We start from the raw sequence: 16,267 nt of genomic DNA, 5'->3' as shown, positions 1-16,267 counted from the left end.
ATGAAAAAAAGCTTAAAATTGTTTTTTAATTTTACTATATACATATCCTTTTTGGTTTGTGTACTTGATTTGATAATCAATGCACTAAATATCTTATTTATGTAAACAATTACAAGTTCATTAACTATATCATAAAAATATACTCATTACTCCTGATTTCTAGCCTACTTTTAAGTATAATTTCAATATAAATAGCTATGAGGGTATACTTTGAAAAAAATAACTATAATTATTTTTATCTGCTTGCTGGCAGTATCGTTGATTTTCGGGTGTACAGATAATCAAGATAATCTAGCTCAAGGAAAGAATCCTAGAAACATGACAGATGAATCTCCAAACAAAAATACCTTAGATAAAGAGTATGCAGGCAATATAAACTCTCTTCAGCTTGAGAAACAAAGTTCTTTTTCCAAATATTACAGTAAAGAAAATCTGCAGTTTGAAGCAGATGTTTCCCCTTATTCTTTACCTCTACAGGCTTCTGAAATTTCAAATTATTATCATTTTACCCAGAAAATTCCCCTCACCAAAGAAAACAGGAAGTTACTGTACAAAAATGGGTTTGTTGTAATTGAAAATGAAGTTACTAAAAACCAATTTAAAGCGGAGCAGGTAAATGAAACTTACAGGAATCTGAAAGTTACTGATGTTCCTATTTTCATAACGTCGGATTCCCTTCTTCACCTTTATCATATCCAGTTTGATGAGACACTAAAAAGGGTAGAAGCTGAGGAATTTTACGATGATCTCTGGAAACTTGACAATTCTCTCCTTGAAGCTTCTATAGACGATTATGGCAAGTCGATAGAGGACGATGCTTCTGAAGAAGTAACTGAAGCTGCAAGAAGAAATGTTGCCTACTTTGCCGTGGCTTTGAGCCTTCTTGAACCGAAATCTAAGCAGATAGGACAATCAGGGGAAGATTCAGCTATACTCTTCGATCCTCAGGATGCGAAACAATACAGTATCGAAGTTCCTGCATTTGTAAAAGATGATGTCGAAGCCGAACTCGCTTTGATAGAAGCCCAAAATGAAGCAATGTCTCAGATTTCCAAGTACATCGAAGATTACTCTCAGTATACCCCACGGGGACACTACATGTCCTCTGAGAAACTGAAGAACTATTTTAAGGCAATGATGTGGCACGGTAGAATAGGTATGCTCCTTCAGTCGGATATGATTACTCCAGAAGGATCAACTGCAGAAGACCCAGAAAAGGAAGCTAGAATTCAGACAATACAGGCTCTTTTAATCTCTGATCATTTTGATGGAGACAAAAACCTCCGGGACAGATGGGATAGAATTTATGGTGTGACGGCTTTTTATGTCGGTTTTTCTGACGACCTTGGACCCTATGAATATGCAAAATCTCTGGATACTGTTTTTGGGAGTGATAGAGAAAAAATTAGTTTTGACAACGAAAACCTCACGGCACTTATAACCGAACTGGAAAGACACGAAAGTCCGAAAATCTACGGCGGAACAGGGAAAATAATTCTTGCAGGCTCCGAAACTGATAACAAAACTCTTGACACCACAAAAGGGTTCAGATTTATGGGGCAGCGCTACATTCCAGACTCCTATATTCTTCAGACTCTCAATCCCCCTGCCCTGAATATCATGGACCTTCTCGGTTCTGAAAGAGCTAAAGAACACATGAAAAACCTGGGTATTTCTGAAAATGAAGAATACAAAGAGCGCCACCAATCTCTGGCAAATGAATTTGGAGCTTTTGACGAAGATGATTGGAATAAAAATCTCTACTGGACTCAATTACATGCTCTAAAATCTCTGCTTGTAAATTATCAAGAAGGTTATCCCACCTTCATGCAAACCGAAGCTTGGGAAGATAAACAACTGAATGCGGCTCTTGCTTCCTGGACTGAACTCAGGCATGACACTATCCTCTATGCAAAACAAGCTCGTTTCACAGGAGCTTATACCGAGCCACCAGAAGAAAAACCTGTTCAAGGATACGTAGAACCAGTGCCTGAATTCTATGCAAGGATGCTTGCCCTTACAAAAATGGCACACAAAGGGCTAGCTGAAATGGAAGTACTTGATGAGCAGTCGGATAAAGACTTTACAACTCTTGAAGTCACCCTTGAAAAGCTGCTGGAAATCTCGGTTAAAGAGCTTGAAAACAAAGAGCTGACAGATGAAGAGTACGAGTTCATCAGGAATTTCGGTCAGAATATAGCTCCAATGCTTGAAAACATAGACGAGGATGCCCAGAGCTCTGTTATGGTTGCCGATGTCTATACAGATCAGGAAGGGAGGGTTTTGGAAGAAGGAACCGGAAAACTGGATCTGATAGTAATAGCTTATAAACAACCGAATGGCAGGATCGTACTCGGAGCAGGCCCTGTAATGAGTTATTATGAGTTCTGGCAGCCTTCAGGGGAAAGGTTAACGGATGAAGAATGGGGAGAAATGCTAGAAAATAACCCTCCCGGAAGACCGGAATGGGTCGAGTCTTTTAAGGTGTAAAAGGTGCTATCTTTGATAGCCTAGATTTTTCATCCATTTTTTTCTTTTTAAGGATTTGTTAAACTTGCTACAGAATCTACTTGAGCATAAGAAAGCGATAAAAAAACTAGATTCTGCAAAAATCTTCTGAAACAACTAATATCCATTCAAATTAATGGCCTGACACTTTTTTTGCTTATTTTTTTCAATCTCTTACATCTAATTTAGATAGATATTTTACAAAGCCCGAAAATATCTTTCTTGACATTGTTAGCCCTCTTTTTAACACTTGTCAAGACAGTTTACTTACATTTTATGGCCAAATCATCCAACTGACAATCTAATAGCCCTATAAATCTCCAAAAAACTCGGATTTAGGTTCATCTATACTCTCAGTTGGATGATTTGGCCACAGATTAATTATAAGAGTAAATTCATGAAAAAAACGAACATTAAAAAGATGTTTGGCGGAGTTCACTCGATTTTCCAGATCCAATTTGAACCCCACTTTGCCCGGAGGCATGAGTTAGTGTTAGCTTTGTGAATATTTAAGGCTTGCTTGATCCTGCCTCTGGAACAAAATGTGCGAGGTAGAAACATGACAACAAAGAATAAATTTGGAATAAGAATATTGTTTTTGACAATGTTCTTAATAAGCACGGTTTTTGTACCGGTGGCGAGTGCCGAAACACTAACCGAAGATACCGATAATATTGCTATTGGAGAGATGGAATATCCAGTTCCAGAGCCAGAGCCGATTACTGTGCTTGATACAACACCTAAATTGCCCTATTTGCACTTACTCGAAGCAGATAATGAAGAACAAGAAATCTTATTCAGTTACATTGACAATTGTTACGTTTCCGATGAAGAAAAGGAAGAAATGAAAAAATCAATGGAAGATATTTGGAAAAGATATCCCGATCAAATAACTGAACAGGACAATCTAATGCTTGACAAAGTTGCTAAGGCAACAGCTGAATATCTTAATGATAAGTATGGAAATAGTGAGGTTGGAATTAAGTGGATAGGACAACCAGTTCACGGCGATATAATTAATATATCTGTCAAAAAATGGGGGGTGTCTGATTATTACGCAGGAATAGCTAGAGACCATGCCGATGATCCCGACGATTGGTCGGATAGTGAGATCTGGCAATCTTATCATCATTACTATAACCCCAATACCCATACTGGCTATGCTCCTTCAAACTGTGAATACTATGCAAATATTGCTAAAACAAATTATGGAGACTCACAGCTTACTACTGCATATACAAATCTGGGCTATTCAAGTCATTATTTACAAGATGTAGGAAATCCGCTTCATACAGGCTATGAAGTTGAGCAGGGTATGGATAAATGGATTCATTATGACTATGAAGATTATGTAGAAGCTAACTGGGATAGTGGATATAACTTTAAATCTATAGTGGAGAACAACAACAATTACTATACAATAACCGATCCTGAGCAAGCGACAAAAGATCTAGCTGGGTATTCTAACACATATCTGGACGAGTTATATCAGACTATATATTTCAATCCGGATACATGGGAAAATGATGCAGATATCAGAGACCTTACAGAGGATGTATTACTTAGAACAGCAAAGTATAACTTAGGACTTGTTAAATACATGAGAAGTTAAAAACTTCTCTTTTTTATTTGAGGAGTTGAAATGAAAAAGAAATATATTTTTCTCATTATTTCCTTGACCTTAATTCTAGTGGTTGGATTGTATTTTGTGGAAATGAATTTGAGAGAGTGGCGAAGTGATTATAGAAGATATCATTATTACTATGAGGTTGAAATCAAAGGTCTCTCAGGAAGAGGGGCTACAGGGACGACTGAAATACTTGTTCCAATCCCTGCGACGAATGATGGTGAATTTGTTATTACTCCTTCCCAGAAAGAACCCTCTATTTTAAAAAATTTGTTGCAAGAATATATTCTTCACACTCCGGAAAGTCGCCGAAGAGGCCCTTATTTTGAAAACACCACAGAGGCTCTTGATAACAACTCTATTAACGGAAATTGGACAACTTTTATTGCAGAAACTGAAGAAGGGTACATGTTAGGGTTTAAGACGAATGATTCTATACTTAAAGATATTCTTTTCCGAAAAAACGTAGTTGTGGAGTATATTGATATTTTCGATCCAATTAACAAAAATGGTCCGATACTTTATCCTGCGGTAAATATTTCAAATACTTCTTTGATCGCATACGGAGACCAAGTAAAATATGAAGCAAACCCCACATATGAGAGCTACGTATACATGAGTAATAATGTAGAAGTCGGGATCATTCATTTTGAAATTACTCTCGAAGGGTATAACGATCCGATGGAATGGCCAAAAAGGTATAGAGGCTCTTATTTAAATTATCTGGTTATGGATACTTCCGATAGAGGCAAAATAGAAGCTAGAGTCGTATTAAATCAAGATTTTTAATATAACTTACTTTATCGTCATAAACCTAAATTTTTTAATGAAGAATTTAATCAGATTAATGAATGTTAATCAGAATGATGAAAATTAATCATCCTAATTATGTGTCCGACATTTCGCAGATATACACAAGTGCAGAATTTATTTGTCAATTCGTCTGCTGTTCCCTTATAAAAGCAAGATAACCATTCAAATTACTGTCGCATTGAGAAAATTGATGGCATTTTTGTGGATATCTGTGGAATTCAAATGAACTTTCCAGAATGAATTTCAATTTCCATCTATGCCTGGCAGTAGGAGGATATTAGTTTAAAGGGTCTTAAATCTATTCTATTCTGCCTCTTGGAAAATAAACAGAAGTGAAACAAATGATAGCAAAGAAGTTAGGAGCAGGAACATTATTCTTGGTAATGTTTCTGTATTCATGGTTTTTTATATATAATACTCTTCCAACTAATAGTTACTTTGTGTTTATTGAAAACAAGTGCATAGTCTATGGGTCGACCACTATTTTATATTGGCAAGATCTTCACACTTTTGGATATAATGAACTTATAAAAGTTAAGGTAAAATATGATGATACAGGAAGTTTCAACCTTTATGCATATGACCATGAACAGGAAATAGCTAGTGGTCTTTCTGCATGGGATGATGATAATTTCGATGTAACGGTGTCCTGAGTATAACAAGGAGATGAGTGGTATGTTAAGAAGAATATCCAGCAAATCATTGGCAGAGGTATTCTTCGTGATGTTACTGCTCGTCACTTTTTTTTATTATATCTTTCCTGGTAACGATTCTTTATTTATGCTCTTTGGCCAACTAGTAGGTATTGTATTTTATGCTTTAATGGCATTTGCCATTATAAGTGTAAATGTCTTGATGATCAAACTTGCTATTAAATATTATAAAAAGTAGAAATAAAGACATATACTGCTTTTAATTGGAAAGTAACGGGGCTGGAGAGACATTATAAAGGAGTTCAAATGAGCCTCCTGAAACCTCTGAATTGAAAATATTAACAAATAGAGGCTGATTCTCAGCAGGATCTGCCAGATAAATAACATTTTTTGCTGTCAGAAGACTCGCATTCCTTACTACTGAAAAATCGACATTATCAATCGTATCACTTAATTTATGGAAGTTTTTGTCATTCTGATGCAAAGAATTACTGCAGGTATGTTGTTTTCCCAGAAGATTTCATGATCTCCTCCTATTAAAGGATGAATAAAGTTTGAATAATCCGGAATTTCACATTGAATTTCGATCCCTAAGTCTCTTGCCTCGTTTTCAAGAACAGATTTAAGCCAGGCATTCTGGGGAAGATATTCTATGTAGAGAGGCTCGATTCCCACACAATCCACATTAATGACCGCAACAATATTGTCCTTAAGCTCAGGATGGGCTTCAACCCATGCCTGGCTGGCAAGAAGATTGTATTCTTCCCCGGAAAAATAAAACATATTGTTCTGTTAAAGGATTCATTCTGCAAGACCCTTGCAAGTTCAAGCATGCAGGCAACACCTCCTGTATTATCATCTGCTCCGGTTCCATTGGCTGATTCGCAAACGTAAGTATCGGACCAGATCGGCCAAAGATAGGGATTTCTAATCCAGGAGTCAAAAATATCTCGTAAACCTGATTCTGGACGTACAATTATTTTTGAATCATGACGAGCGGTTATAAGAATTATCTCGTCTTTAAGGGCGTTTCCCTCTTTAATCCCCACAACATTTGTGCCGCTCACATTCCAGTAATTGAAATCCCTTGTATGCACTCTGGCAGAAAAGTTGTCAAGGGAAACTTGCAGGCCTGCTTCTTCCATCTCATTTTTTATAAATAAGGAAGCTTAGGCAGCATTTTGGCTTCCGATTTTTCTTTATCCAAAAGAAGATATAATTCGGGTTGAGTTTTCAAGCCTGATTTCAGAAATGTAAGAAGAAACTGTGTTGTTATAATGTACGTTGGAATCAAAACCATAAACTACCTAGATACCAGTATCCCCGTCAACTGTCCAGGTTTCAGTATCAGTTGCAGGTGTTACGGTATAGTTGTTTGAGATTTCTTCTTTATCTATTTTTTCAGTTATTGCTGCTGCAGTGACAGATAGAAAAAACAGTGTATTGTCAATATAACCAAGAATATCTTTCTTGACGTTGTTAACTCTCCTTTTAACACTTATCAAGAGAGTTTACTTAAATTTTATGGCCAAATCATCTAACTATCAATCAAATAGCCCTATAAATCTCCAAAAAGCTCGTATTTAGGTTTATCTATACTCTCAGTTGGATGATTTGGCCACAAATTAATTATAAGAGTGAATCCATGAAAAAAATGAACATTAAAAAGATGTTTAGTGGAGTTCAAATTTGCTCTGGAAAGTCTATTTGGACTCCATTTTGCCCGTAGGCATGATTAGTGTTAGCTTTGTGAATATTTAAGGCTTGCTTTATTCTGCCTCCTGGGATAACTGAACCGAGAGGTGAACAATATAATGTTACGAAATAGAAAAGTTGCCGTAAATATACTAATTGCGGCATTTTTAGTTATGGATATACTGTTCATGCCAGTGGCATCTGCTTATGACGAACCTGACTGGGATTCTACTTTGAAAGCATCGGCATCTTATAACGGAGTATATGCGTATACAGCCGCTACTCTTGGTCTTTTTGGCGACCCTGTATATATGCCTGGAAGGAATGCATATGTATATAATTATCGCATAACAGGCTGGGAGAAACACGAACTTCTAGTGGAGGATCTACAGCAAAATGTAGGATTCAAAGCGTTGAAATTAAGGAAGTAACAAATAATGCAAACCAAGCAATATGGACCAGTACAGACCCACAGTACATAGGTTCGTGGCCCAGATCTAATGGTAACAGTGCTTATTATGCAAACGTTGCCTATGAAATTTCCTCTATGGCAATCGGTGCAATAAACTCTTATGCAAGTTTTGCTATTTCAGCGACAACCCTTGTAGCTTCTCTACTCAGCGGCTATGATGATGAAATCAATGGAGAGACTGTATGGCGAGAGTGGGAATATGCTCCAGATAACAGATGTTTCATACTTTTTCTGGTGGATGCATGATGTAAAACCGGGTCAAACGGTTAAATTTTCCGTAGAAAACTGCTTATTTGGTCCATACTATGAAGTAGTAGATGTTAAAAAGACGTATACTGTAACAGCCCCAAGTCGTGCTCCGAGCAAAATGACTGAAGCAGAAAAGGAAAAATACGGGATAGAAGTAATTCCTTTAAATGAGTTGGAAGCACGTTCCAGTGAGCTTAATCTCGCCCCTGAAATAGTCGAAGAGCTGATTAAGTACGGAGAACCCGTGTATGTTGCACACAACCTTACTGTAGAAGAAGTGATTTCAGAAGATGAACCTGCTGATAAAGAAGAATTAATTTCCGAACTTGTGAACAGAACTGATTACTCCAGAGAAGAGTTACTTGGTCCGGTAAATCCGTTTGGCAATAAAACAAACAAAAGTGAGGAATCTCTCTCTCTTGAAAAATAAAATCTGGATTGTTTTGATAGTTGCTATATCCTTTGCAACTATTTCATTTTTACTTTATGCTGTAGCTCACGGTTCTGATAACCTCTCCGTAGATAACTGCAGTGAAATATACAGACTAGTGTCATGGCAACTTAATTTTGAGTCATTATTATAAACTTTGAATCCCATCTGTATCTTCATTCATGGCAACAATAAAACTTGAAGAAGATGAGGTGCAGTACCTCATAGACTTTGTTAAAAAGGGACAGAAAAGTGCACGAGAACTAACAAGAGCACGAATCCTGTTACTTGCCAACAAGAATAAAAAGAACACCGAGATCGTAGAAATATTGAATGTTAGTAGGAATACTGTTGGGAGAATCAAGAAAAGGTACTTGGATGAAGGTCTCCAAAGCGCTCTTGAGGATAAAACAAGAACTGGTCAGCCTATAAAATACACCGAAAAGCACACGGCTGAAATCATAGCGCAAGCATGTACCACACCCCCTGATGGAAGAAAAAAGTGGACGCTTGTACTGCTTACTGAAGAACTGAAGATGAGAAAAGGGTTTGAAACAATAAACAAGGAGAGCATCCGGCTTATTCTAAAAAAAGCAAAACTAAACCTTGGTTAAGACGGATGTGGTGCATTCAAACGATAAATGCCGAGTATAGAGAAAGAATGTACAACATTCTCAACCTCTATGAAGAAAAATATGACCTGAAAAAACCTCTCATATGCCTTGACGAGAAACCAAAACAACTTCTTGGAGATAAGAGGAAAGCTATCCCAATGAAACCTGGAAGTCCAGAAAAATATGATTACGAATATGTAAGGAATGGAACCGCAAATGTATTCGTGGCAGTAGAATTTAAAGCAGGAAAAAGGGTGACTCAAGTCACCGAAAGAAGAACTATGAAGGATTTTGCACAATTCGTGAAAATTCTCGTTACCGAAAAATATTCTGAAGCTGAAGTCATCCGTCTGGTTACGGATAATCTCAATATCCATAAAGAAAAGTCATTCTACGAAACATTCAGCGAAGAGGAAGCAAAAAATATTCTGGACAAGATAGAATTCCATTACACATCAAAACATGCAAGTTGGCTTAATGCTGCAGAAATAGAGATCAATGTAATGGATATTGAATGTACAGACAGAAGGATCGGAGATATGCAGACACTTACCCACGAAGTGGGTGCATGGACAAAGAGAAGAAATGAACATGAAAGTAAGATCAACTGGAAGTTTACGAGAAAAGTTGCTGATGAGAAAATGTCCAAGCATTATGCACTATAATTAAGTTGCTAAGACAATAGTGCATATCAACATCTTGGATATTCAAGCCATTACATGGCTGATCTAGGAAACCCTATGCATACAGGTAAGGAATCTGAACAGTATCTAAATCAATGGGTTCACACTTCCTATGAGTCGTATGTAGCCAATAACTGGAATACAGGATATAACTATAAAAATGCAGTACAAAACACTGGCACTTACTACTCAATAACCAATCCTGAACAATCTGCCAAAAATTTAGCAAGTGCGACCCACTCCGATTTGAATGCTTTATATGACGCGGTTTTCTATTATCCAGATACTTTTGGATCCGATTCTGACGTAATCGAAATCACACAAAGAGTTCTGGGGAAGACAGCAAAGTACAATATGGGGCTTGTAAAGTATGTGAGAGGGTAATCCTCTCAATTTTTTAAACATAATCTGGGTGAGTAATAGTGAGAAAAAGAAATTTGCTATTCATAGCTATACTTATTATTCTTTTTGTTGGGGGCATATTTACTCATGCTATTTACATGGATGCAATAGATTGGAGAGATAGGGGCCAAAGATATTATTGCATATATCAGGTTAGTGTGGGAAATCTTTCCGGAAGGGAGGTAGAGGGAACTACTGTAGTAATGGTTCCGATTCCTGCGACAAAAGAAGGCAAACTATTTACTCCCCCGGCTCAGAAAGATCCTTATTTCCCCCAGGAGCTGATGCATGAAATCAACAACTGGCCTGAAAAACACCGCAAAGGCCCCTATTTTGAAAATGCAACGGAAGTTTTTGATAACAAAACAATAAACGGGAACTGGACAACTTTCATTGCAGAAACCGATAAAGGATATATGCTTGGATTCAGAACAAACGAGACAAGGCTCGAAGATATCTCTTATAGTGCAGATTTTGTTGCTGACTACTTCGACATTTTCGATCCCATAAATAATGGGAGCCCGATATTATTCCCAGTTGAAAACGTTTCTAATATTTTTGTAGTCTCCTATGGAGAATACATTAAATATTCCTCGAATCCGACGTATGACAGCTACGTCTACGTAAGCGATAATCTTGGAGAAGGATCGGTATCTTTCTATGTCCATCTGCAGGCAAATAATGACCCCAATGAATGGTCCAGGGAATACAGGGGTCTGTATATGAATGAAATTATAACAAATGTTAATGCCACAGGCAACTTAAAAGTCAGTGCTGTTCTGGGGCAGGTTATACCTCATGGGAACTACACCTTATGGTACGGTCGATATGGTCCAGAATATTATGCTAATGAAACCTTAATGGTGAGACGAAGCAGCGTATCCGGTACATATGCTTTGTATGAAAATTAATGCATTCGGAGAAGATTGGCCATAGGAGCACATCTTTAATTTTAGTATATTTAATTCATGGCAGAAATGTGTGTGGGAAATAGCAGGCAAAATTTCACAAATGTGAAAGTCAAAAAAGCACAAAAAACACACATGATATTCTTCGAATAACACGCCCAAAAAATGAAAGTACTTGAGAGCACTTTCATGCCAAATGAAATAAAGATGAAGCCTGAAACTTCACCTTTATGTTTACTAGTTACTCCGGCTTTCTTGCCATCTTCTTCTTTGCAAGCTTTTCAATAATCCCCAGGCTGACCTCGCCACCAACGCTCAGCTTCCCGCTAGCAACTGCGCTGTCAAGGAGGTGCTGTCCTACAAGGGTGCGGACGATAAGAGTAGTATAGCCGTCAGGACTGCCTACCGAACCGGCAGAAATGTCGGACTTAAGAGCGGTAAAGTCCGTACAGACACTGCATCCCGGGCGTACCGTGTCCTCAAGTTCGGTAAGAGGAATCACATACTGGGTCCCGTCATTAAGTGTGATTTCGAGCTTGCCTTTAACATCAATGCGGCAGACTTTCATTGGTTCGAGTGCATACTCGCTTTTCAGCTTGCCAGCAACGAGTTTTTCGTAGTCGAAGTTTTCGGTACAGAAGAGCCCGAGTACGAAGCGGATTGACTTCTTGTAGGGGCTGACCAGCTGGTGGTCGGACTCAAGCATCTTGCGGACAGCCTGGATAACGCAGGGCACTCCGACAACTGCAATGTTCCTGTACTTCTTGTTTATAACCGCTTCCTTGAGGGAAGAGACAAGAGGGACCCACCAGTTATAGCGGCTTCCTGCCTGGCCAATGAGGGCTTCACTCCTGGTAATTACCATAGAGCGCGGCTTGAGAGTCCAGGGGTCTTCAGTAACCGTAACCACGGCGTCCACGAGGCCGGTGTCGAGAGCATTTGCAAGAATTGCAGTAACGGCTCCTCCGCTCTGTTTTCTCGGGATATCGAACTCGGCTTTTCCGGCAGTAATTTGCAGGTAGTCCCCTAGCAGGCTTGAAGGCTGTTCGTCAAGCCTCGGGCACACTTCATAGCAGGCTCCACAGGGCACATCATCAACAGCAGCTTTACAGTAATTGTTGCTTTTCGGGTGTGTGGAATCGCCGCCTGTTTCGAAGTACAGGGCATCAGCAGGGCAGACTGCAATGCAGGCTCCGCAGCCTGAGCAGAGTCCTGTGTCCCAGACTTTTGATTTCAGGTCAAGGTAACTTTTGCTTATTGGTTTCTTTTCTGCCATTTCTGATCACTCCCAGACGTATTTGCTTGCAAAAGGCCGGCTACTTGCAGGTCCGATCCTTGTATAGTTAGTGTCCAGGAACTCCGCGGGGTCATACCCGAACTGCTCACAAAAACTCTTTATTATCGGAGATATGCGTTCAAGGTCTTCTTCCGTAAATTTGAATTTCTTGGCTCCCACTCCGAGCAGGTAATCATCCACTTCTCCGCGGATGATAATTTCTCCACCGTGGATTCCGCTTCCTATGCCCCTGTCTGTCATGGCTTTCTCTTTGCCGATCCCGAGGACAAGAACAAGGCCTCCTGCCATGTATTCTCCCAGGAAGGAATGGGCTGTGCCTCCAATGACAAGTACGGGTCTGGCTTCCATTTCATACTGCTTCATATGGATGCCGCCACGGTAGCCGATATTGTTCCTTATGAATACCTTGCCGCCCCTCATGCTGTGAGCGACTGCATCCCCGGCGCTTCCATGGATAACAAGCATGCCGCTGTCCATTGTATTCCCTGGGGCGTGTTCGGCGTTTCCGTTAACTATGCAGGTAGGCCCGCTCATGAACATCCCGAGGTCTCCTCCGGGAACTCCGTTGATTATGATGCGGACATTGCCTCTTACCCCGTCGCCTATGAAGCGCTGGCCGAGCACATTATCGAGGATGATCTCTTCTGCCCCGTCTGCAACTGCAGCCCTTATTTTCTGGTTTAAGGGGGTGTAGTGCATACATCTGGCATCAATTCTTACTGTCTTCATGTTCAGGCCCCCGCTGGCAGTACATCCAGGATTTTAAGCATTCCTTCATCCAGCATATATCCGCGCAGGCGGTCCCTGTTTCCGCGCAGGCTCTCTATACTGTTGATGCCTGCCGCACCCATAAGTTCGCTAAGCTCCAGGGTCCATCCGTGAATAAGGTTTGAAACCTGTGCTGCTCCGGCTTCCGGGTCAAGCCTGCTCACAAGGTCAGGGCGCTGGGTAGCAATTCCCCATGGGCAGAGGTTTCTATAACAGTTGCCGCATACTCTGCATCCGAGAGCAACAAGAGCGGCAGTTCCTATATAGACTGCATCTGCTCCGAGAGCTATTGACTTGGCAAGGTCAGCGCTGCTTCTTATACCGCCGCTTGCGATGATGGAAATCTCGTTCCTTACACCCTGGTCCCTTAGTTTCTGGTCAACGCTTGCGATTGCCGCTTCGATGGGGATTCCCACATGGTCCCTGAATACTTTCGGGGCTGCTCCTGTCCCTCCACGGAACCCGTCAATGACCACTGCATCTGCTGAGGACCTTGCAATGCCTGCAGCTATAGGAGCCACATTGTGCACGGCTGCAATCTTTACAAAGACAGGCTTTTTCCATTCGGTCGCTTCTTTCAGGCTTCTGATGAGCTGGACGAGATCTTCGATACTGTAAATATCATGGTGAGGAGCAGGGCTGATTGCGTCGCTTCCAAGTGGGATCATGCGGGTTCTGGAAACTTCATCGTTTACCTTTTCTCCGGGGAGGTGCCCTCCTATACCTGGCTTTGCTCCCTGCCCTATCTTGATCTCAATAGCAGCGCCTCTTTCCAGGTAGTCGATATTTACTCCGAAACGGCCTGAAGCTACCTGGACAATCATGTGATTCTGGTAGGGGTAGAGATCCTTGTGCAGGCCTCCTTCTCCTGTCCCCATAAAAGTACCGGTCTCTGCTACGGCTTTTGCCATACTGAGCTGGGAGTTAAGGCTGATAGCCCCGAAGCTCATGTGTCCGATCATTATAGGGGTATCAAGCTTGAGGTTTGGAGCAAGTTTTGTGTCCAGCTCGACATCTCCGCTCTCGGTTTTTCTGAATTTGAGTTTTGCCGGCTTTTTTCCTATATAGGTCCTGAGCTCCATTGGTTCTCTCAGGGGGTCAATGCTCGGGTTTGTAACCTGGCAGGCATCGAGCAGAAGGCGGTCGTAGATAATTGGAAGGTCTCTGGCATTTCCCATCCCTGAAAGGATGATCTTCCCGCTGCGTGCCTGATTGATTATATCTTCTCTGGCTTCCCTTGTCCAGACTGGGTGGCTGCGGTAGTCAACTGGTTTTTCTGTAATACTTATTGCGTCCCTGGGGCACATGGAAACACAGCGGAGACAGGCAGTACACTTCCTTGATTCTATCAGGATTTTGTCGCCTTCTCTCCTGTATACGCCGTAGGAACAGTTTTCAATGCACCGGCCGCAGTCCATGCACTGGTCGCGGTCAATGCTGACCTTAAATTTTGGGGGTACACTTCCGAGCGTCATTCGATAAACCTCCCTATTATGGGTTCTCCTGCCCTGGGAGTGTAAATACTCTTTACTTCGGGGTCAAGGGTCCTTATTGCTGCTTCTTCACTGGAGATGTAAAGTTTGCTTCCGTTTTCTCCAACTACGAGGGGGCGAAGCTTAATTCTGTCAGTAAATCCTACAATTCCTTCATCAGTGCCGACAACAATAGCAAAAGGACCGTTCATAAGGGCAGACCCATAGGTCAGGCGGACTGCCTTATTTAATTCAGCTTCCTTTTCCGGCATTCTGTCTATGTCGTCCCAGAACGGAGGGGCAAGAGCCCTGACAATCATTTCATGGGAGAGTTCGTGCTGCCTTCCGAGAAGGTCGAAAAGGTAAGCTACAACTTCGGTATCGGTAAAGAGGGTGCATTTGTATCCGTACCCCTCGACATAGCGCTGGTTAGTGCCGTATGAGGTAATTTCTCCGTTGTGCACTACTGACCAGTTAAGCAGGTTAAAAGGGTGAGCTCCTCCCCACCAGCCCGGAGAGTTGGTTGGGTAGCGGTTGTGAGCAAGCCAGATATAGCCCTTGTAGTCTTCAATCCTGTAGAAGTTTGCTACATCCTCAGGCCAGCCTGAAGCTTTAAAAACCCCCATATTTTTGCCGGAGGAAAATATTGTGGCGCCTTTTACATTGGCGTTTACTTCCATGACTATGTACGTTACAATATCATTTTCAGAGTTCATCCTTCCTGCCATCAGGTCTTCCGAGGGTTTGAAGAAATATCTCCAGGGGATATGGACCTTTCTGATTCCTGGTTGAGGGGTAGTCGGAATTTCTTCCTGGTGAACTATTTCTCCCCACTGCTGGAGGAGTTCATCAACCTTCTTTTTTGGCTCAGCCAGGTTATCAAAGAAAACATGAAGAGCATAGTAGTCCGCATATTCGGGGTAAATCCCGTATGCAGCATAGCCTGCCCCGTCTCCACTGCCTCTTTCATTCATGAGACTGAGAGCGGCTTTTATGCCCGACCCGTCCATTCTGGACTTTGTTCGATCTATAAAGCCTATTATTCCACACATTTTGATCACTCTAGAAATGGATAGATATGAGCGTGATAAGAGCAATTTTCTAATAATCCCTTCGTTTCCGGGTATTTCCCAGGACTTATGCGGCTCATTTTTGAGAAATAGTTCAAAAAATTTGCCAGCTGGATAACTGGGTTCTCAAGGAATATTCACAGGTATTAGATTAAAGGGATATTTCACGTAATTCCATTTTGTTTGATTATATTATTAACTTGAATTTGTGATAACTTTCCTGCCTCTGTTTTTTCTATTCCGTAAAATTGAGAGGGTCGCCGCTAAGGGAAGTAAGTAATTTAGTACCTATTTGACAATATATATATGTTTCTTTTTCCAGAACCGGAACTTCCTGACATAACACTGCGAAGCAGGTCGTTTTAATCCTTCAATGTTCTTTTTTGCATCCTTTTTCTCTTTTCTGGATGCCCATCTACAATTTGTATTGTTTTTATTCAGGACTATAATCTCTTTCCCGGCAGGCATATCCTGTTTTCCCGTCTTAGACGCATCAAAAAAAGTAACCACAGAGTCGATAACCTAATGAAATAAAATGATTTTCCGGGGAAAGCATTTTTATACAGAAATTATTTTCCAGTTCTTTTCCTTAATTGCATAAAAAAG

Annotated in this window: 15 protein-coding genes and 2 pseudogenes; 10 read left to right on the top strand and 7 right to left on the bottom strand. The window is 40.7% G+C overall.

The window, feature by feature from the left end; genetic code table 11:
* Window positions 1-318 precede the first annotated feature (318 nt).
* From M886_RS02135 to M886_RS02120, 4 genes are all read left to right on the top strand, one after another.
* Window positions 319-2,490 (top strand): DUF3160 domain-containing protein, encoded by a 2,172-nt coding sequence (locus tag M886_RS02135; RefSeq protein WP_080925729.1) that lies wholly within the window; start codon window positions 319-321, stop codon window positions 2,488-2,490.
* Window positions 2,491-3,067: 577 nt separating this feature from the next.
* Entirely contained in the window at window positions 3,068-4,120 is a 1,053-nt protein-coding gene (locus tag M886_RS02130; protein ID WP_230625096.1) for a hypothetical protein, read from the top strand.
* Window positions 4,121-4,150: 30 nt separating this feature from the next.
* Window positions 4,151-4,924 carry a hypothetical protein gene (locus M886_RS02125; protein WP_048050572.1) on the top strand — a complete coding sequence of 258 codons (774 nt, stop codon included), beginning with the start codon at window positions 4,151-4,153 and terminating at the stop codon, window positions 4,922-4,924.
* 365 nt (window positions 4,925-5,289) lie between these two features.
* Entirely contained in the window at window positions 5,290-5,601 is a 312-nt protein-coding gene (locus M886_RS02120) for a hypothetical protein (RefSeq protein WP_048050571.1), read from the top strand.
* Window positions 5,602-6,051: 450 nt separating this feature from the next.
* On the opposite strand, the pseudogene M886_RS17620 reads toward M886_RS02120, so the two are convergent.
* Together M886_RS17620 and M886_RS02100 are read right to left on the bottom strand one after the other, a co-directional pair.
* Window positions 6,052-6,746: pseudogene (locus M886_RS17620) on the bottom strand (M28 family metallopeptidase).
* A gap of 162 nt (window positions 6,747-6,908) precedes the next feature.
* Entirely contained in the window at window positions 6,909-7,106 is a 198-nt protein-coding gene (locus M886_RS02100; RefSeq protein WP_048037646.1) for a hypothetical protein, read from the bottom strand.
* A 309-nt stretch (window positions 7,107-7,415) separates the two neighbouring features.
* Here M886_RS02100 and M886_RS02095 point away from each other — a divergent pair, with 309 nt between their 5' ends.
* The 6 genes and pseudogenes from M886_RS02095 (at window position 7,416) to M886_RS02070 (ending at window position 11,057) form a co-directional block, all read left to right on the top strand.
* A complete protein-coding gene (locus M886_RS02095) occupies window positions 7,416-7,727 on the top strand; it encodes a hypothetical protein (RefSeq protein ID WP_048050569.1) in 312 nt (103 codons plus the stop codon).
* Between the two features lie 116 nt (window positions 7,728-7,843).
* Window positions 7,844-8,014 carry a hypothetical protein gene (locus M886_RS18530; RefSeq protein WP_160173151.1) on the top strand — a complete coding sequence of 57 codons (171 nt, stop codon included), beginning with the start codon at window positions 7,844-7,846 and terminating at the stop codon, window positions 8,012-8,014.
* On the top strand, window positions 7,968-8,447 hold the full coding sequence (locus M886_RS02090) for a hypothetical protein (protein WP_160173150.1): 480 nt from the start codon (window positions 7,968-7,970) through the stop codon (window positions 8,445-8,447). The genes M886_RS18530 and M886_RS02090 overlap by 47 nt, the downstream gene beginning before the upstream one ends.
* A 182-nt stretch (window positions 8,448-8,629) precedes the next feature.
* Window positions 8,630-9,726: pseudogene (locus M886_RS17615) on the top strand (IS630 family transposase).
* Window positions 9,727-9,780: 54 nt separating this feature from the next.
* Window positions 9,781-10,128: a hypothetical protein gene (locus M886_RS02075; protein ID WP_235203853.1), complete on the top strand. Its 348-nt coding sequence runs from the start codon at window positions 9,781-9,783 to the stop codon at window positions 10,126-10,128.
* Between the two features lie 38 nt (window positions 10,129-10,166).
* The gene (locus tag M886_RS02070) at window positions 10,167-11,057 is read left to right on the top strand and encodes a hypothetical protein (protein WP_235203852.1); all 891 of its coding nucleotides are present in this window, start codon (window positions 10,167-10,169) and stop codon (window positions 11,055-11,057) included.
* A 238-nt stretch (window positions 11,058-11,295) separates the two neighbouring features.
* Here the strand turns inward: M886_RS02070 and M886_RS02065 are convergent, their stop codons facing one another.
* The 5 genes from M886_RS02065 to M886_RS02045 form a co-directional block, all read right to left on the bottom strand.
* Window positions 11,296-12,330 carry a Coenzyme F420 hydrogenase/dehydrogenase, beta subunit C-terminal domain gene (locus M886_RS02065; RefSeq protein ID WP_048050565.1) on the bottom strand — a complete coding sequence of 345 codons (1,035 nt, stop codon included), beginning with the start codon at window positions 12,328-12,330 and terminating at the stop codon, window positions 11,296-11,298.
* Window positions 12,331-12,336: 6 nt separating this feature from the next.
* Window positions 12,337-13,080 carry a GltB/FmdC/FwdC-like GXGXG domain-containing protein gene (locus M886_RS02060; RefSeq protein ID WP_048050564.1) on the bottom strand — a complete coding sequence of 248 codons (744 nt, stop codon included), beginning with the start codon at window positions 13,078-13,080 and terminating at the stop codon, window positions 12,337-12,339.
* Between the two features lie 2 nt (window positions 13,081-13,082).
* A complete protein-coding gene (locus M886_RS02055; protein WP_011032917.1) occupies window positions 13,083-14,594 on the bottom strand; it encodes a glutamate synthase-related protein in 1,512 nt (503 codons plus the stop codon).
* Window positions 14,591-15,643, bottom strand: a complete 1,053-nt coding sequence (locus M886_RS02050; protein ID WP_048050563.1) for a class II glutamine amidotransferase — start codon at window positions 15,641-15,643, stop codon at window positions 14,591-14,593. Before M886_RS02050 ends, M886_RS02055 begins: the two co-directional genes overlap by 4 nt.
* A gap of 306 nt (window positions 15,644-15,949) precedes the next feature.
* Window positions 15,950-16,129: a hypothetical protein gene (locus M886_RS02045; RefSeq protein WP_235203851.1), complete on the bottom strand. Its 180-nt coding sequence runs from the start codon at window positions 16,127-16,129 to the stop codon at window positions 15,950-15,952.
* Between the last annotated feature and the right edge of the window lie 138 nt (window positions 16,130-16,267).

This window comes from Methanosarcina soligelidi (assembly GCF_000744315.1).
GTDB lineage: Archaea > Halobacteriota > Methanosarcinia > Methanosarcinales > Methanosarcinaceae > Methanosarcina > Methanosarcina mazei.
The sequence above is the reverse complement of the archived record's forward strand: the minus strand, read 5'-3'. Positions and strand labels throughout refer to the sequence as shown.